At 61.1% G+C, this 16,130-nt stretch carries 17 protein-coding genes and 1 pseudogene; 6 read left to right on the top strand and 12 right to left on the bottom strand.

Annotated elements, in window-relative coordinates; translation table 11 throughout:
• Positions 1–2: 2 nt before the first annotated feature.
• Entirely contained in the window at positions 3–365 is a 363-nt protein-coding gene (locus tag H043_RS0110070; protein WP_027611745.1) for a DUF6124 family protein, read from the bottom strand.
• 504 nt (positions 366–869) lie between these two features.
• Here H043_RS0110070 and H043_RS0110065 point away from each other — a divergent pair.
• Complete coding sequence (locus H043_RS0110065) at positions 870–1,409, top strand: thioesterase family protein (protein ID WP_027611744.1); 540 nt, start codon at positions 870–872, stop codon at positions 1,407–1,409.
• A 239-nt stretch (positions 1,410–1,648) separates the two neighbouring features.
• Here H043_RS0110065 and H043_RS0110060 read toward each other — a convergent pair whose 3' ends face one another.
• Positions 1,649–2,128, bottom strand: coding sequence for a GNAT family N-acetyltransferase (locus H043_RS0110060; RefSeq protein WP_027611743.1), 480 nt, complete (start codon positions 2,126–2,128; stop codon positions 1,649–1,651).
• Between the two features lie 13 nt (positions 2,129–2,141).
• The gene (locus H043_RS0110055; protein WP_027611742.1) at positions 2,142–2,354 is read right to left on the bottom strand and encodes a DUF4287 domain-containing protein; all 213 of its coding nucleotides are present in this window, start codon (positions 2,352–2,354) and stop codon (positions 2,142–2,144) included.
• Between the two features lie 78 nt (positions 2,355–2,432).
• Between H043_RS0110055 and H043_RS30655 the strand changes: the two are divergent.
• Positions 2,433–2,564, top strand: a pseudogene (locus tag H043_RS30655) (metal ABC transporter ATP-binding protein); the annotation flags it as partial.
• A 26-nt stretch (positions 2,565–2,590) separates the two neighbouring features.
• Here the strand turns inward: H043_RS30655 and H043_RS0110050 are convergent.
• The 7 genes from H043_RS0110050 to H043_RS0110020 all read right to left on the bottom strand — a co-directional run bounded on the left by H043_RS0110050 (position 2,591) and on the right by H043_RS0110020 (position 7,589).
• The gene (locus H043_RS0110050) at positions 2,591–3,139 is read right to left on the bottom strand and encodes a cytochrome b (RefSeq protein ID WP_027611741.1); all 549 of its coding nucleotides are present in this window, start codon (positions 3,137–3,139) and stop codon (positions 2,591–2,593) included.
• Between the two features lie 171 nt (positions 3,140–3,310).
• Complete coding sequence (locus H043_RS0110045; protein WP_027611740.1) at positions 3,311–3,889, bottom strand: LysE family translocator; 579 nt, start codon at positions 3,887–3,889, stop codon at positions 3,311–3,313.
• 68 nt (positions 3,890–3,957) lie between these two features.
• The gene (locus tag H043_RS0110040; RefSeq protein ID WP_027611739.1) at positions 3,958–4,797 is read right to left on the bottom strand and encodes an AraC family transcriptional regulator; all 840 of its coding nucleotides are present in this window, start codon (positions 4,795–4,797) and stop codon (positions 3,958–3,960) included.
• A 72-nt stretch (positions 4,798–4,869) separates the two neighbouring features.
• Positions 4,870–5,568, bottom strand: a complete 699-nt coding sequence (gene arsH / locus H043_RS0110035; protein ID WP_007966871.1) for an arsenical resistance protein ArsH — start codon at positions 5,566–5,568, stop codon at positions 4,870–4,872.
• A gap of 12 nt (positions 5,569–5,580) precedes the next feature.
• A complete protein-coding gene (locus H043_RS0110030) occupies positions 5,581–6,051 on the bottom strand; it encodes an arsenate reductase ArsC (RefSeq protein WP_027611738.1) in 471 nt (156 codons plus the stop codon).
• A gap of 25 nt (positions 6,052–6,076) precedes the next feature.
• Positions 6,077–6,424, bottom strand: coding sequence for a metalloregulator ArsR/SmtB family transcription factor (locus H043_RS0110025; protein WP_027611737.1), 348 nt, complete (start codon positions 6,422–6,424; stop codon positions 6,077–6,079).
• Between the two features lie 280 nt (positions 6,425–6,704).
• Positions 6,705–7,589 (bottom strand): LysR family transcriptional regulator, encoded by an 885-nt coding sequence (locus H043_RS0110020; RefSeq protein ID WP_007966865.1) that lies wholly within the window; start codon positions 7,587–7,589, stop codon positions 6,705–6,707.
• Positions 7,590–7,722: 133 nt separating this feature from the next.
• On the opposite strand from H043_RS0110020, the gene H043_RS0110015 reads away from it, so the two are divergent.
• Both H043_RS0110015 and H043_RS0110010 read left to right on the top strand, forming a co-directional pair.
• Positions 7,723–9,375 (top strand): GMC family oxidoreductase, encoded by a 1,653-nt coding sequence (locus H043_RS0110015; RefSeq protein WP_027611736.1) that lies wholly within the window; start codon positions 7,723–7,725, stop codon positions 9,373–9,375.
• Between the two features lie 136 nt (positions 9,376–9,511).
• Positions 9,512–11,134, top strand: coding sequence for an MFS transporter (locus H043_RS0110010; RefSeq protein ID WP_027611735.1), 1,623 nt, complete (start codon positions 9,512–9,514; stop codon positions 11,132–11,134).
• A gap of 157 nt (positions 11,135–11,291) precedes the next feature.
• On the opposite strand, the gene H043_RS0110005 is transcribed toward H043_RS0110010, so the two are convergent.
• Together H043_RS0110005 and H043_RS0110000 are read right to left on the bottom strand one after the other, a co-directional pair.
• Positions 11,292–11,660 carry a DUF427 domain-containing protein gene (locus tag H043_RS0110005; RefSeq protein WP_027611734.1) on the bottom strand — a complete coding sequence of 123 codons (369 nt, stop codon included), beginning with the start codon at positions 11,658–11,660 and terminating at the stop codon, positions 11,292–11,294.
• A 186-nt stretch (positions 11,661–11,846) separates the two neighbouring features.
• Entirely contained in the window at positions 11,847–13,253 is a 1,407-nt protein-coding gene (locus tag H043_RS0110000; protein ID WP_027611733.1) for a serralysin family metalloprotease, read from the bottom strand.
• Positions 13,254–13,531: 278 nt separating this feature from the next.
• On the opposite strand from H043_RS0110000, the gene H043_RS0109990 reads away from it, so the two are divergent.
• Both H043_RS0109990 and H043_RS0109985 read left to right on the top strand, forming a co-directional pair.
• A complete protein-coding gene (locus H043_RS0109990; RefSeq protein ID WP_027611731.1) occupies positions 13,532–15,463 on the top strand; it encodes a DNA topoisomerase III in 1,932 nt (643 codons plus the stop codon).
• A 103-nt stretch (positions 15,464–15,566) separates the two neighbouring features.
• Positions 15,567–16,070 (top strand): GNAT family N-acetyltransferase, encoded by a 504-nt coding sequence (locus H043_RS0109985; RefSeq protein WP_027611730.1) that lies wholly within the window; start codon positions 15,567–15,569, stop codon positions 16,068–16,070.
• Positions 16,071–16,130 lie beyond the last annotated feature (60 nt).

Genomic DNA, 16,130 nt, shown 5'->3' with positions numbered 1-16,130 from the left:
GGTCAGTGGGCGATTTCGACGTTGTCGAGGGCCTGGTTTACGGCGAGTTCGCCGAGCATGACGACCTGGGCGATGCCCAGTGCGGTTTTGCGGTGGGAGGTGTCGAGTGTGGCGGCGAAGTTGTTGAGCATTTCGCTGGCGGAGCCGAGGGTTTCGCTGGCGTTCGCGAGTAGGGATTCGGTGTCGCACTTCGGGTTGGCGAGGTACATGGATTCGGGTTTGTGCGGGCTGGCCATGATTTGGGTGGCCGGGGATAGGTAATGGTCGAGGGCGCGTTCGGCGGCTTCGTGGAGTTTTTTGGAATCGAGGGATTCGTAGGGCGATGCGAGGTCTGTTTCTGGCGGGTTGGGTGTTGGTTTGATCATGGTGAAACTCCTAGTTATTGAAGAGGAGCCTTCACCTTCGCTACCAAACGAAGGGTGGCGGCCACACGCGGGTTGGTAGACCGGTAACTAGGACCCGGCACACCCGAAGGTGTCCTGCGCATGGCCACCATTGAGCAGCGACCTGATGAGGTCTGCGAACGGTGCGCGATGCGACTAGTTATGGCGGGCTACCAAACCCGATCACTGTTTTTCAGTGACCGACAGACGATAGAACCCGCGCTCTAGACGCACAAGCCGGCGGATTCTGGCGTACTCGTAGGCGATGGCGCAAGGCGTTGTAGGGCTTCGGTGGTAACGGCAGGCTTCATATAAACATTCCGATTATTTCCTGTTTATCCGCCGGTTGAACGGGCTACCGATCCAGCATCAACCCCGCAATGATCGGAATGCACCGTTCCGTCCAAAAAAGTCATTTACGCACCTACCTCGCCATCGCCCGGCTCGCTAGAGTGCAGCGCTCCTTTTCAACTGGCTGACGTACTGATGAATCTGTGGTTTCGACTGCTCTGCATGCTTTTTCGCCGACCGTGGCGCAAGCCGGTCAATGCGCTGGAATCCACCGTTATCCGCATGCGCGTGTGGCCGCTGGATCTTGATTTGAATCGGCACGTCACCAATGGTCGCTACTTCACCCTGGCTGACGTCGGGCGCATGGATTTTGTGCTGCGCAGTGGCGCGTTTCGGGTGGCGCTGCGCGCTAAAGCGCTGCCGATCGTTGGCGATACGTGGGGTAAATTTCGGCGTGAGCTGAAGCTGTTCGAAGCGTTTGAAATTCACAGCCGGATGCTTGGCTGGGACGATAAATGGAGCTTCATGGAGCATCGCTTCGTGAGCAAGGGACGGGTGATTGGTGTGGTGGTGATGCGTGGGCTGTTTCGTTCGGCGAAAGGCACGATTGCGCCGGGTGAGTTCGTCAGGGAGTTGGGGCTGCCTGAACAGTCGCCCGAGATGCCGGAGTGGTTGACGTCGTGGTCGGCGAGTTGTGATCTGATGAGCCGTCAGCTTAGGGGTGAGGAGGTTTGAGTCATCGGGTGCCTGGATGATCGTGTTTATGGATGCAGTACGGTGTCGTTTGGGCTGGCGTCTTCGCGAGCAAGCTCGCTCCCACAGGTTCGCGGTCAGGCTCGGGAACTCGTTTTGGCTGGACTGGCGTTTTCGCGAGCAGGCTCGCTCCCACAGGTTTTGGGTCAGGCTTGGGAGGGTGTCTGGCCGGGCTGGCGCCATCGCGGGCGAGCCCGGTTCCCACAGGGATTGGGGGATGGCTATTGTCGGTGGCGGGTCATGTTGATCAGGGCTGCGCGTCTGCCGCCCGGTGCCGGGCGTTCTTCGATGGAGAACGGGGTAAAGCCGAGTTTCGGGTAGAGCAGCAACCCTGCGGTGTTTTCGTTGAAACAGGAGAGCTGCACTTCCCTGGCCTGATACTTTTCAAAGCCGACAGCAGTCATGGTTTCAACAATGTAGCGAGCGACGCCCTGGCCACGGGCGTAGGGCGCGACGACGACGTTGCCGATACAGCAGACGCCGTCGTGCTCGGCACGGTAGAAGTTGGCGAAGCCGACGAACTCGCCGTTGGCCAAGAACGCCGTGGAGTCGAAGCGCTGGCTGATCGCGGTGTGCATTTGCTCTTCCGTCAGCGGGTACTGCGCTTTCGGGAACATGAAGTACAACTCTTGAACGCCCTGCGGAAAGCCGCACAGGGTTTTGACGTCGTCGGCCGTCACTGGCCGGTGGGAGAAATTCATCGCTGCCCTGCCCTCACTTTTTACCCGCCAGATGATACGCAACCAAGGCGTTGGCATGGCCGTGGCCCATGCCGTGTTCATCCTTGAGCAACGCCACCAGTTCCATGTGTTTCTTGTCGGTGATGCCGGCGAGCAGGTTCAGCCAGTGTTCGATGGGCTGGCCGTACTTTTTTTCGATGGAGGGAAAGTACGACGCCGGGCCTTTTACCTTGTTGTCTTCGCTCATGCTGCAAGCTCCCTTGGGTCACGACGGAGGGTCGGCGACGCTCCTTGTCGGCAGGTCATAGAGTGGACGCGAAGTGTGATTCGGGCAACTGCAGCGCTCTTCGAGACACCACAAAAACCTGTGGGAGCGAGCCTGCTCGCGAAGGCGTCGTGTCAGCCGGCATCATCGCTGACTGACACACCGCTTTCGCGAGCAAGCTCGCTCCCACAGGGATTGGGGGTTGAAGCAGGTCAGGGTTATTCGGTGCGGCCCGGCAACATCCGCACCAGCGTGTTATCCCGCACCCAGTAGTGGTGAAACAGCCCCGCGGCCGCGTGCAAGCCGATCAGCCAGTAGCCGGTGCTGCCCAGCGTTTCATGCCAGTATTTGAGTTGTTTGGCGAAGTCCGGGTCGATCGCCAACGGTGCCGAGACGTGGAAGCCGAAGTACGGGAACGGTTTGTCGGCCGCGGCGAGCATCAGCCAGGCGAGGATCGGCGTGGCGATCATCAGCACGTACAGCGCCAGGTGCATCAGGTGCGAGATGCCGGTCTGCCAGGCTGGCGGCTTCGGAGTGATCGGCGGGCGTGGGCTCAAGCGGCCGAGGAGACGCACCCACACCAGCACGAAAATGCTCGCGCCGAACAAGCCGTGGAAGCCCATCAGCAGGCCGCGCGCTTCGCTGCCCTTGGGCATGAAACCTTTGATTTCGACACAGGCATAGACGCCGACGAACAGCGCCAGCATCAGCCAGTGCAGCGTAATTGACAGTTTTCCATAACGGGTGACGGCGGTGTCGCGAGTCATAACGTGCCTCGTGATTGTCGTAAGCGACGGTCTCGTCGCAATGGCAGAGCGAACCGATTGCACCACCCTGCCCTCGCAGCTTCAAGACCCTGCAGTTTGCCCGCTCATTATCCTCACTTCACCTGCAAATTTTGTGAAAAAAACCTCTGCTCTCTCACTCAAACCATCGCCTCAGTTGTGCAGCAACGCAGCAGCGGATGACACCACCAGCAACACCGCCAGAATCCGGTTCAGCCACTGCAACTGCGCCGGATTGCTCAACCAGCGCGCAGCACCGCGACCGAGCAGCGCCCACAGCGCCAGACACGGCAACGACACCAGAAAGAACGCCAGGCACAACGCGTTCAAGCCCTGCCCTTGCGCGGTAAATACGCTGATCACGGCAATCGCCATCATCCACGACTTGGGGTTGACCCATTGCAACAGCGCGGCGCCGAGCAGGCCCAGTTCGGCTTTTTCCTCGCCGGCGGCGGGATCGATGGCGGTGGCCGGCGCGGTGAAAATCTGCCACGCCAGCCACAGCATCCAGCCCATCCCCAGCGCACTGATCACCGGGCGCACACCGGGCAGCATCAGCGCACTGGCGCCCGCACCGGCGACCCAAACCAAAGACGCAGCGCCCGCCCCCGCGCCGAGAATGATCGGCAGGCACGGCCGCCAACCGCGTCGGGCGCTGGTGCTGAGGACGATGAGGTTGGTCGGCCCCGGTGTGATCGAGGCAACGAAGGCAAAGAGGATGAACGCAAGCATGGTACGGCCCTGTAGAAAGTCAGGGCCTACTCTGGCGGTTGCGAAGTGTGGCGGTCTTGAACGTTTGTTCAGCGTCGAAACGTGCCAATAGCGCGTTGCTGATAGGCGCCCGGCGTGATGCCGTAGGCACGCACGAACCAGCGGCCCAAATGGCTCTGGTCGGCGAAGCCGAGGCGGCTGGCGACTTCCACTGGCTGCATGCCGGCCGCAAGCATTTGCCGGCCACGACTGAGGCGCAGCTGGATCAGCCACGCGTGCGGCGCGAGTCCATAAGCAGCCTTGAACGCGCGGGTCAGGCGAAAGCGGTCGGTGCCGCAGACGTCGGCCAGGGTTTGCAGGCTGATGTCCTGCTCGTGGTAGGCCACCAGGTAATCGCGTGCCTGCCGGGCGATCAATGGCGCACGGTTGGCAGCGGTCGGTTGCGGTCGCCGGTACAGGTGAATCGCCAGTCGTTCGAGCAACGCATCCAGTGCCACATCGCGCACCATGCGCACGTCCTGCTTATGCAGCGCATTGAAGGCAAACAAGGTGGCCCGGGCCAGTTCGGGATCATCGTTGAGCACACTGCCGATCCCCGGCAAGCCGCTGCCGTAGCTGCCCAGATGCAAACCGTCCAGCGCCTGCTCCAGCCATGTCGGTTGCAGATAGAGCATGCGATAGGTGAAGCCGTCCGGGCTCGGCGCATCGCCGTCATGGATGTCGCCGGGTTCAAGCATGAAGACCTTGCCCGGCGTGCTGTCATGCCGCGCCCGACGGCTGTTGAAGCGCTGCACGCCTTGCTCGGTGAAGCCGATCAGGTAGGTTTCGTGCCAGTGCGGATCGTAGGCGTGTGCATGCCCGGCGAAATGCGCGTGCAGGGTTTCGATACCGGTTTCCCGGTCGCGGGCAAGGTCGATCCAGTTGCTCATGGCGTGCGTACAGTGGTGGGCTGGAGCCAGTAATCCACAATTGGCGCGTTGAGGCTAGAAGGTTTGTGCATTTCAGATCGAGCGTTGATTGACCCGCGCCATAAGTTGCTCGGCACTTTCCTTGCGCTCGGAATAGCGATCCACCAGAAAATCCTGGCGCTCGCGCAGCAGCACGGTGAACTTCACCAGCTCTTCCATCACATCAACCACGCGGTCATAAAACGCTGACGGTTTCATCCGCCCCGCCTCGTCGAATTCCGTGAACGCCTTGGGCACCGAAGACTGATTGGGGATGGTGAACATGCGCATCCAGCGCCCCAGCACGCGCAGTTGATTGACCACGTTGAACGACTGCGAACCGCCGCAGACCTGCATCACCGCGAGGGTTTTGCCCTGGGTCGGACGTACCGCGCCGAGTTCCAGTGGAATCCAGTCGATCTGCGCCTTGAACACCGCCGACATCGCGCCGTGGCGTTCCGGCGAACACCAGACCTGACCTTCCGACCACAGCACCAGCTCGCGCAGTTCCTGGACTTTGGGATGGTCGACCGGGGCGTCATCAGGCAACGGCAGACCGGACGGATTGAAGATGCGCGTCTCGGCACCGAAGTGCTCCAGCAAGCGTGCGGCCTCCTCCACCAGCAGACGGCTGAAGGAGCGTTCGCGGGTCGAGCCGTAGAGCAGCAGGATGCGTGGTTTGTGTTCGTGCGAAGGTGATGTGATCCGGCCTTCGAACAGCGTGTGATCAAGATTGGGCAAGTGCTCTGACATATGTCCTCCGGCTCAGAGGGAGCCGATGCGATCCAGTTCGCGCTGAAGCTCAACGCGGCTGAGTGATTTGAAAGGAAGACCGAGGAAGGTTGCGCAGCGGCGCTCGATGATCGCCAGCGTGGCACGGAACGCGGCATCCACTGCGGCCTCGTCACCGCTCACATCAGAGGGATCTTCCAGCCCCCAATGACATTTGATCGCCGGGCCGAAGTACACCGGGCAGGTTTCGCCGGCTGCCTTGTCGCAGACAGTGATGACGATGTCCGGCGGGTTGCTTTCGAAAGCGTCGTTGCCCTTGCTGTACAAACCGTCGATGGAGATACCGGCCTGTTGCAGCGTCGTCAGGCTGCGTGGCAACACCTGGCCCTTGGGGAAACTGCCGGCGCTCACCGCCTCGAAGCCCTCGCGCGCCAGATGATTGAACATGGCTTCGGAAAGGATGCTGCGGCAACTGTTGGCCGTGCACATGAACAGGACACGCATGGATAGCTCCGGGGATATTAGATGTTCAACAGCACGCGGTTTCTCGCGCAGGACGGCCGTCCATGTTGTGCAGGCGACAGGCATTGTCCTTGAGCCAGCCGGCGTTGGCCGTCGCGGTGACTTTGAGGATCTGGTGAACCCAATCCGGCAGATCCGGGTTGAGCCGGTAATAGACCCACTGACCCTGACGGCGATCGAGCAACAACCCATTGCTGCGCAGTTGCGCGAGGTGGCGGCTGATTTTCGGCTGGCTGTCGTCGAGGGCGCACATCAGCTCGCAGACACACAGCTCACCCTGCTCGGCAATCAGCAAGGTGGCGCGGACACGCGTTTCATCGGCCAGGCTTTTGAACAGTTCGGTGGGGGTGAGCATGGGGGGCGGGCTCGAACATATGGAAAACCGAATATACGGATATCCATATATTATTCAACCCCAGTAACGGCATAGAACCTGTGGGAGCTGGCTTGCCAGCGATGACGGATTGACATTCAACATCACCATTGGCTGATTCACCGCCATCGCGGGCAAGCCCGCTCCCACAGGGTTTTATGCAAGCAGAACTATCCGCGTAATGTCAGTCGATTCCTATGTCACAGACACACCGCCTTCGCCAGCAGGCTGGCTCCCACAGGGGGATTTGTGCAGGGCAGGACTAGCCGCGCAACAGGCCTTGCTCCGCCTCGCAAAGGCCGACGACATAATCCCAGACCACCCGCAGCCGCACCGACTTGTGCAGCTCGCGCCGGGTGCTGATCCAGTAACTGCGCTCGATGCTGTCATCCGGCAACAACGCCACCAGATCCGGATCCGACGCGGCCATGTAGCAAGGCAACACCGCAATGCCCAATCCCGAGCGCGCCGCTTCCTGCTGGGCGATGACGCTGGTGCTATGGAACACCACACGCGGGCTGCGGCAGAAGCTGTTGAGGAACATCAGTTCCTGACTGAACAGCAGATCATCGACATAACCGATCCACGCATGCCGCCCGAGGTCTTCGCGGCTGCGCAACGGCGGTGCGTTGTCGAGGTAGCGTTGGCTGGCATAGAGCGCCAATCGATAGTCGGTGAGCTTGCGCGTGACCAGCATGTCGGCCGCCGGACGTTCCAGATGAATGCTGATTTCCGCCTCGCGATTGAGGATGCTGACGAAGCGCGGCACGGCGACCAGTTCCACTTCCAGCCCCGGATAGCGTTCGAACAGGCCGATCATCCGGCTGGCGAGAAACTTGATGCCCAGCCCTTCAGTGACGCCGACACGGATCTTGCCCAGCGGTGCGGTGGACTGGGTGATTTCTTCCTGGGCCAGCAGTGCGACGTTTTCCATGGCTTCGGCGTGCTTGAGCAGCGCCTCCCCCGCCGGGGTCATTTCATAGCCTTGGGCGTGCTGGACGAACAGCGCGGTGCCGAGGCTTTTTTCGATCGCCTCGATGTGTCGGGCCACGGTGGCGTGAGTAGTGTTCAAGCGCCGGGCAGCGGTGAGCAGGCGGCCGCTGCGTTGCAACTCAAGAAAGAACCGCAGGTCGTTCCAGTCGAACATGGGGTGTCCTTGTCAGCTATGGTCAATCCGGGCTGTTTGAAAACGCACAGCGGCTGCGCAAAAACTAACATTCTTTTAACGAAAGCTAACAACTAGAGTGTCCGACAATAAAAACAAAAAGCGAGGTCAGGGAATGCAGACTTCCCTTGAAGAATACGACTACATCGTGGTCGGCGCCGGCCCCGCCGGATGCCTGCTAGCCAATCGACTGTCGGCAGACAAACAGCAGCGGGTGTTGCTGCTCGAAGCCGGCGGACGCGACAACTATGCGTGGATTCACATCCCCGTGGGTTACCTGTTCTGCATCGGCAACCCGCGCACAGACTGGTGCTTCAAGACCGAAGCGCAACCCGGCCTGCAAGGTCGCAGCCTGAGCTACCCACGCGGCAAAGTGCTCGGTGGCTGCTCCTCGATCAACGGCATGATCTACATGCGCGGCCAGGCTGGTGACTACGACGGCTGGGCCGCCGAGGGCAATCCGGGCTGGGCCTGGAACGACGTGCTGCCGCTGTTCAAACAGAGCGAAAACCACTTTGCCGGCGCCGCTGAATTTCACGGTGCCAAGGGTGAATGGCGGGTCGAGCAACAGCGGCTGTCATGGCCGATTCTCGACGCGTTTCGCAGCGCAGCCGAGCAGAGCGGCATCGCCAGCATCGACGACTTCAATCAGGGCGACAACGAGGGTTGCGGCTACTTTCAGGTCAACCAGAAATCAGGAGTGCGCTGGAACGCGGCCAAGGCTTTTCTCAAACCTGTTCGCGAGCGGGTCAATCTGACGGTGCTGACCGGGGTTGAAGTGGATCGGGTGCTGCTGGAAAACGGTCGCGCATCGAAGGTCAGCGCCCGTCACGACGGTCAGGTGAAAAGCTTCAAGGCGCGCAAGGAGATTGTGTTGTGCGCCGGCGCCGTCGGTTCGCCGAGCATTCTGCAACGCTCCGGGATCGGCCCGCGTCCGCTGCTCGAGCGCCTCGGCATCGGGGTGATTCATGAGCTGCCGGGGGTCGGCGGCAATCTGCAGGATCACCTGCAACTGCGCCTGATCTACAAACTGCAGAACGCCCGCACCCTGAATCAGATCGCCGGCAGCGTGTGGGGCAAGATGGGCATGGGCCTGCGTTATCTGTATGACCGCAGCGGGCCGCTGTCGATGGCGCCGAGTCAGCTCGGAGCATTTGCCCGATCCGGGCCGGAGCAGACTTCCGCCAACCTTGAGTATCACGTGCAGCCGCTGTCGCTGGAGCGCTTTGGCGAGCCGTTGCACAGCTTTCCGGCGTTCACCGCGTCGGTGTGTGATCTGCGTCCGCAGAGCCGTGGCCGCATCGACATCCGTTCGGCAGACCCGCAGGAAGCACCGCTGATTCAACCGAACTACCTCAGCCATCCTGTAGACCTGCGCGTGGCCGCCGACGCGATCCGCCTAACCCGGCGCATCGTCAGCGCCCCGGCCCTGCAAGCGTTCAAACCGGTGGAATATTTGCCCGGCGACAACCTGCAAAGCGAGGAGCAATTGCACGAAGCGGCCGCGCGCATCGGCACGACGATTTTCCATCCGGTCGGCACCTGTCGCATGGGCAATGACGCGGAAGCGGTGGTCGATGCGCAATTGCGCGTGCATGGCGTGCCCGGCCTGCGCATCGCCGACGCCTCGATCATGCCGCGCATCACCTCGGGCAACACCTGTTCGCCTACGCTGATGATTGCCGAGAAGGCGGCGCAGTTGATCCTCAACCCAACCGCTCCGAACTCCACCCTTGTAGGAGCGAGCCTGCTCGCGATGACGGAATAACGTTCAACATTTCCGTTGGCTGATACACCGCCATCGCGAGCAGGCTCACTCCTACAAGAACTGCGTCAATTCAAGACTCACCCGGACACGCAACACCAGTGGAACAACAAAAACAATCACTGTGAGGGATACCGACATGTCAGAACACGCTCAGCCGCTGGACGCCGCGAGCGGCGCCAGCACCAGCAATGCCACGCAGAAAGTCATCTTCGCCTCGTCCCTGGGGACGGTGTTCGAGTGGTATGACTTCTTCCTCTACGGCGCCCTCGCGGCGGTGATCAGCAAGCAGTTTTTCGCCGGGGTCAACGACACCACGGCGTTCATCTTCGCGCTGATGGCCTTTGCCGCCGGGTTTATCGTGCGGCCGTTCGGGGCGCTGGTGTTCGGTCGGTTGGGGGACATGATCGGGCGCAAATACACCTTCCTCGCGACCATCATTCTGATGGGGATCGCCACGTTCTGCGTCGGCCTGCTGCCGACCTACGCCAGCATCGGCATTGCCGCGCCGATCATTCTGGTGGTGCTGCGCATGCTTCAGGGTCTGGCCCTGGGCGGTGAATACGGCGGTGCTGCGACCTATGTGGCGGAACACGCGCCAATCGGCAAACGCGGCTTCCACACCAGTTGGATTCAATCCACTGCAACCCTCGGCCTGCTGCTGTCGCTGCTGGTGGTGCTCGGTTGCCGCTACTTCACTGGCGATCAGTTTGAAGTCTGGGGTTGGCGCATCCCGTTCCTGCTGTCGATCGTGCTGCTGGGCATTTCCACCTGGATCCGCCTGAGCCTGCACGAGTCGCCGGCGTACCTGAAAATGAAAGAGGAAGGCAAAGCCTCGAAAGCGCCGATCCGCGAATCCTTCGGCAAATGGGAGAACCTCAAGGTCGTGCTGATCGCGCTGTTCAGCATCAACGCCGGGCAAGCGGTGACCTTCTACGCTGCGCAATTTTACGTGCTGTTCTTCCTCACCCAGTTCCTGAAAATGGACCCGGCGGTGGCCAACAGCCTGCTGATTATCAGCGTGGTGATCGGCGCGCCGTTCTTCATCATTTTCGGCTGGCTGTCGGACAAGGTCGGACGCAAACCAGTGCTGATGCTCGGGCTGCTGCTGGCGACCGCGTTGTACTTCCCGATCTTCAAATCCCTGGCGCACTATGCCAACCCGGCTATCGATCAGGCCAGCCGTCAGGCGCCGATCACCGTGCTGGCCGATCCGGCGACCTGCACCTTCCAGTTCGACCCGGTGGGCAAGGCCAAATTCGACAGCCCGTGCGACAAGGTCAAGACCTTCCTGGTCAAGCAGGGCCTGCCCTACTCCAGCGTCGCCGCCCCGGCCGGCAGCGGCGTGCAGGTGAGCGTCGGCGACGTGAAAATCGACGGCTACGACGAATCCGCCCTGCGCGGCGCGGTGACCCTCGCCGGCTACCCGCAACAGGCCGACCTGCAACAGATCAACAAACCGATGATCGTGGCGCTGATCGTCGCGCTGATCATCATCTCGGCCATGTGCTACGGCCCGCTGGCTGCGCTGATGGTCGAACTGTTCCCGACCCGCATCCGCTACACCTCGATGTCCCTGCCGTATCACATCGGCAATGGCTGGTTTGGTGGATTCCTGCCAACGGTGTCATTCGCGCTGGTGGTGTACACCGGGGATATTTTCTATGGGCTGTGGTACCCGGTGCTGATTACCGGGGTCAGCCTGGTGGTGGGGATGATCTGTTTGCGTGAGACCAAGAATATCGATCTGGACAAGAACTGAATCTGAACCTGCACACATGATCCTTTGGTGAAAAAAACCTGTGGCGAGGGGATTTATCCCCGATGGGGTGCGTAGCGCCCCCCGTGAAAAATGGGACTACTACGTAGTCCATCGGGGATAAATCCCCTCGCCACAATTAAATCTCTTCATCCAGGAACTAAGCGTCAGCCTTGATCACTTCAAACTTCACCTGATCGGGATAAAACGCCACATAGTTCTTGATCTGCTCCACCGAGATTTTCGGTTTCTCGTACGTCCACACCGCATTCGCCCCCTCATGCCCCGGCACTTGCAGGCTGAAGTAATTGGCATCGCCCTTGTACGGGCAGTAACTGGTGTGGTCGGTGCGGGCGAAGTATTTCTCGTCGATGTCTTCGCGGGGCACGTAGTACACCGGCGGGTAGTTGGCCTCATGGAGCACCAGCACATGCGAGGACGCCGCGACCTGGATGCCGTGGAATTTCACCAGCAGGCAACCGGGGAGTTCTTCGAGGGTGATGACGGGATTGAGGCCGGTGGTGCTCATGGGGGTTCTCCAGGGACAAATGAACAGTGGCGAGGGAGCTTGCTCCCGCTGGGCTGCATAGCAGACCCAAATCCGGAAATCGCGCTGCATCAGGTATAACGCGATTTCAGGTTTTGCGACGGCTTCGCCGCCGAGCGGGAGCAAGCTCCCTCGCCACAAGCGTCAGGTTGGCCCTGTCATTTCACATCAAACCACGATATCAGTCGCCACCGCCTGCCCCACCACACCCACGGCAAAGTCAACCTGCCCCTGCCCGGTCAGATCGACCAGCAGCCCGGTCTGACCGTTCTGCGCGTAGTAAGTCAGGATCGCATCGCCCGCGTGGCCGGTGAAACTGCTGACAAAGTTCAGTGACGCCGCCCCCGTGGCAAACGCGGCGATGCCCGAGAGGTCGATCTTGTCCACGCCGCTCTTGAAATCCATGATCCAGTCCGGCTGGTTGTCGGTCGAATCGCTGGCTGCGCCGAACACGAAGGTGTCTGCGCCCTCGCCGCCCCACAGCACATCCGCGCCGCCACCGCCGTAAAGGATGTCGTTGCCGGCTCCGCCGAACAGATGGTTGACGGCCGAGTTGCCGATCAGCAGGTCATTGCCCGAACCGCCAACCGCATTCTCTAAGGTCACGCCATAGGCAATCGATACGTTGCCGACCAGCCCGCCAACGTCAGAGAACGAACCCTCATTGAGGTTGATCTTCTGGTTCTGGGTGAAGCCGGAGAAGTTCAGCGTATCGTTACCGCCACCGTCCCACACTGAGAACACAACTTTCGACGCCACCGATGTCGCGCTGTAGAAATCGCGGCCGGCGTTGGAGCCGAAACCGTAGGTGGTGTCATCGGCGCGGGTTGCATAGTTGGCGCCATAGAGTTTCTGCACCGCCACGATATCGTCGAGCAACGGTGCCGAGGCGTAAGCGCCGCTGCCGTCCTTGCTGAAGTTCTGGTCGGTGTTGGCTTCGCTCCAGTAGCTCATCAGGCTGTAACCACGGGTGTCTTCGGCGTACTTGGCGTCGTTGTAGGTCGGGCTGCCGTTGCCGGCGTTGTAGGCCCCCGGGTGCGACAGGCCGAGGGTGTGACCGATCTCGTGGGTCAGGGTCTGACGCCCGTAGTTGTTGGTGTCCGGGGTCTTGTTGACCTGATATTGATTGTTGATCAGGTACCACGACTGACCGTCATAGCTGCCGCCGCTCGGCAGGTAGGCGAACGCCGCGCCGCCGGTGCTGACGTCGTAGTTGCCGAAGGTCATGTGGCCGTCGCCGCCCTTGCCTTCAGTGAACGTGACCTTGGCCACGTCAGCCCAGGATTGCATGGCCAGCACGGCTTGAGCTTTCTGCTGCGCGCTGAACTGGCTGAAGTTGCCGAGGTTCGGGTTGTAGTTCGCCGGTTTCTCGGTGAGGAAGGTGTAGGTCAGGGAGATTTTGCCGTCGCCGTTCTTGTCGTGCCACGACAGGTTTTTGCGCAGGATTTCGTCGGCTGCCTGATCGGCGGTGAACGACGGTTTGCCGTTCACCAGGCCGACGCCACGGTCGTACAGGTGGCTGAAGGCGTTCACTTCGTCATAGGCGCTGCTGGTTTTCGCTTTGGCTTGAGCCATGGTGGGACTTCCTTGTTTCAGAGTTGGCAATACGCGTCGAGCACGGCAATCCACGACGAGATCGTCCGCTCACTCGCGTTTCTAAGAAGCCCGGTGAACCTGACACGGGCGTCAACTGCCTTGCCAATCGATTTCTCGATAGCCGCTCGCGACGTCCCGGTAATACCGGTCATCTCCGGCAATGTTTTGATCTGTATATCCATACAGATAAAAGTTGCCCCGAGCGCCAACTGCGGCCATCCTGTGCACCTCCAGTGAACTGATCGACGACGGTGGTTATGCGGCTGTACCTCTGTGAAAAACCTTCCCAGGCCAAAGACATCGCGGCCGTGCTGGGCGCCAGGCGTCGGGGCGACGGCTGCTGGCTGGGAACGGACGTCACGGTGACCTGGTGCATCGGCCATCTGCTGGAAACCGCGCCGCCGGATGCCTACGACGCGCGCTACAAGCGCTGGGTGCTGGCGGATCTGCCGATCATTCCCGACAAGTGGAAAATGACCGTCAAGCCGCGCACCGCCAGCCAGTACAAAGCGGTCAAGCGCCTGCTCGGCGAGGCCAGCGAACTGATCATCGCCACCGACGCCGACCGTGAGGGCGAAATGATCGCCCGGGAACTGGTCGAGCACTGCCGCTATCGCGGGCCGATCCGCCGCTTGTGGCTGTCGGCGCTGGATGAAGCATCGATCCGCAAGGCTCTGGCCGCGCTGAAGCCAGGGGCGGAAACCTTCAGCCTGTATCACTCGGCGCTGGGGCGCTCGCGGGCCGACTGGCTGATCGGCATGAACATGAGTCGCCTGTTCACACTATTGGGCCGGCAGTCCGGCTATCAGGGTGTGCTACCGGTCGGTCGGGTGCAGACGCCGACACTGCGGCTGGTGGTGGATCGCGACCGCAGCATCGCCGACTTCGTGCCGGTGCCGTATTGGGCGATCGATGTGCAACTGCTGCACGATGGCACGCCGTTCACCGCACAATGGCGTGCGCCCTCGGACGTTTGCGACGAGCAGGATCGCTGTCTGAATCAGGCGCTGGCCCAGCAGGCAGCCGCCGCTCTGAACAGCGCCGCCAGTGCGCGGGTGGTCAAACTGCGCACTGAACGCATGCGTGAAGTGGCACCGCTGCCATTCGATCTGGGCACCCTGCAGGAGGTCTGCTCGAAGAAACTCGGTCTCGGCGCCCAGGAAACTCTCGACATCGCCCAGGCCCTTTACGAAACCTACAAGGTCATCACCTACCCGCGCAGCGATTGCGGCTTTCTGCCGCTGAGCCAGCACAGCGAGGCGCCGGGGATACTGGCGGCACTGCGTCAGGCCGACCCGAGCCTTGACGTGTTGAACGGTCACCTCGACCCGCAGCGCCGCTCGCGGGCGTGGAACGACGCCAAGGTCAGCGCCCACCACGGCATCATCCCCACAGCGGCAGCCAAGAATCTCGAGCGTCTGAGCGGTAAACACCGGGCGGTCTACACGCTGATTCGTGCGCGTTATCTGGCGCAATTTCTGCCCAACCATGAATACGATCGCACCCAGGCCGACTTCGATTGCGCCGGGGAAGCGTTGCGTGCCGTCGGCAAGCAGATCATCGAACCGGGCTGGAAGCGCGCCTTGCCCGAAGCCCTCGCCCCGGCCAAGGGCCGTGAAGCGCCAGCCCCGCAAACCCTGCCGGCGCTGAGCCAGGGTATCGATTGCGCCGTGGCCGGCGTGAACCTCAAGGATCTGTGGACCCAGCCGCCGAAGCCCTACACCGAGGGCGACCTGATCAAGGCGATGAAGAACGTCGCCAAACTGGTGGAAGATCCGCTGCTCAAACAGAAACTCAAGGACACCACCGGCATCGGCACCGAAGCGACACGCGCCTCAATCATTCAGGGTCTGCTGGATCGAGGTTATCTGGTGAAGAACGGCAAGGCACTGGCCGCGACGCCGGCGGCCTTCAGCCTGATCGACGCCGTGCCCCGGGCGATTGCCGATCCCGGCACCACCGCCATCTGGGAACAGGCGCTGGACATGGTGCAGAGCGGCGAGATGAGCCTGGAAGAGTTCGTCACCAAACAGGCGGCGTGGATGAGCAAGCAGGTCAGCCGCTGTTCTGCACTGAGCCTGACCATCAGCGGCCCGCCACCGGCCGGCAAGGCTGCGGCGCCGTGGAAGAAGAAACGCAAATCGACGCGCAGTAAAACCGCCGGGGCAGCCAAACGCACAACGAAGTAATGATCTTTACTCTGGTGGGGGATTCTGTGGTGAGGGGATTTATCCCCTCACCACAAGGTGTGAGTTCACATTATCGGGTTCATCACCGCAGGGAGTTAACCCAATGCCCAGCATCGAACTGCTAGCCGCCCACCGCGACGAACTGCAAACCATCGAAAACCTCATGCAGTTCTACATGTACGACTTCAGCCAATGGCTACCACTGAAACTCGGCGAACATGGCTTCTTCAGCATTCAGCAGAAAGACGATTACTGGCGCAATCCAGCCACCCAACCGTTCCTGATCCGCGTCGACGGTGAACTGGCCGGCTTCGTGACCGTGGATGACGACACCCACATCGACGGCGCCGAACACAACATCGGCTACTTTTTCCTCACCCGACGCTTTCGTGGCCAAGGCGTCGCGCAGTTTGTCGTCTCTGCCCTCTTGAGCCGTCTGCCCGGTCAATGGCAGATTTTCCACATCGACGCCAACCTGCCTGCGCAGCGCTTCTGGGCCAGGTTGATCCCCGAATTGACTGGCGGCGCATTCACCCGCCAACAGCGTGCCGTGGACGGTTACCCCTGCACCTTCTACGTCCTGCGCGCCCCAGCATCCGCTGCCTGAACGGATCTTTTCTCATTCCAAAACAGCTTTGTCCGACAATATGTAGTGAACAAAAATAAT

It is taken from the genome of Pseudomonas sp. URIL14HWK12:I6, assembly GCF_000514195.1.
Classification (GTDB): Bacteria; Pseudomonadota; Gammaproteobacteria; order Pseudomonadales; family Pseudomonadaceae; genus Aquipseudomonas; species Aquipseudomonas putida_A.
This window is presented reverse-complemented; position numbering and strand designations above follow the sequence as displayed.

Excerpts from the sequence above, each read along its gene's own strand:
- H043_RS0109985 (WP_027611730.1), top strand. The coding sequence starts at position 15,567 with ATGCCCAGCATCGAACTGCTAGCCGCCCACCGCGACGAACTGCAAACC.
- H043_RS0110000 (WP_027611733.1), bottom strand. The coding sequence starts at position 13,253 with ATGGCTCAAGCCAAAGCGAAAACCAGCAGCGCCTATGACGAAGTGAAC.
- H043_RS0110060 (WP_027611743.1), bottom strand. The coding sequence starts at position 2,128 with ATGAATTTCTCCCACCGGCCAGTGACGGCCGACGACGTCAAAACCCTG.
- H043_RS0110020 (WP_007966865.1), bottom strand. The coding sequence starts at position 7,589 with ATGTTCGACTGGAACGACCTGCGGTTCTTTCTTGAGTTGCAACGCAGC.
- H043_RS0110010 (WP_027611735.1), top strand. The coding sequence starts at position 9,512 with ATGTCAGAACACGCTCAGCCGCTGGACGCCGCGAGCGGCGCCAGCACC.
- H043_RS0110070 (WP_027611745.1), bottom strand. The coding sequence starts at position 365 with ATGATCAAACCAACACCCAACCCGCCAGAAACAGACCTCGCATCGCCC.
- H043_RS0110055 (WP_027611742.1), bottom strand. The coding sequence starts at position 2,354 with ATGAGCGAAGACAACAAGGTAAAAGGCCCGGCGTCGTACTTTCCCTCC.
- H043_RS0110040 (WP_027611739.1), bottom strand. The coding sequence starts at position 4,797 with ATGAGCAACTGGATCGACCTTGCCCGCGACCGGGAAACCGGTATCGAA.
- H043_RS0110050 (WP_027611741.1), bottom strand. The coding sequence starts at position 3,139 with ATGACTCGCGACACCGCCGTCACCCGTTATGGAAAACTGTCAATTACG.
- H043_RS0109990 (WP_027611731.1), top strand. The coding sequence starts at position 13,532 with ATGCGGCTGTACCTCTGTGAAAAACCTTCCCAGGCCAAAGACATCGCG.
- H043_RS0110030 (WP_027611738.1), bottom strand. The coding sequence starts at position 6,051 with ATGCGTGTCCTGTTCATGTGCACGGCCAACAGTTGCCGCAGCATCCTT.
- H043_RS0110005 (WP_027611734.1), bottom strand. The coding sequence starts at position 11,660 with ATGAGCACCACCGGCCTCAATCCCGTCATCACCCTCGAAGAACTCCCC.
- arsH (WP_007966871.1), bottom strand. The coding sequence starts at position 5,568 with ATGTCAGAGCACTTGCCCAATCTTGATCACACGCTGTTCGAAGGCCGG.
- H043_RS0110045 (WP_027611740.1), bottom strand. The coding sequence starts at position 3,889 with ATGCTTGCGTTCATCCTCTTTGCCTTCGTTGCCTCGATCACACCGGGG.
- H043_RS0110025 (WP_027611737.1), bottom strand. The coding sequence starts at position 6,424 with ATGCTCACCCCCACCGAACTGTTCAAAAGCCTGGCCGATGAAACGCGT.
- H043_RS0110065 (WP_027611744.1), top strand. The coding sequence starts at position 870 with ATGAATCTGTGGTTTCGACTGCTCTGCATGCTTTTTCGCCGACCGTGG.
- H043_RS0110015 (WP_027611736.1), top strand. The coding sequence starts at position 7,723 with ATGCAGACTTCCCTTGAAGAATACGACTACATCGTGGTCGGCGCCGGC.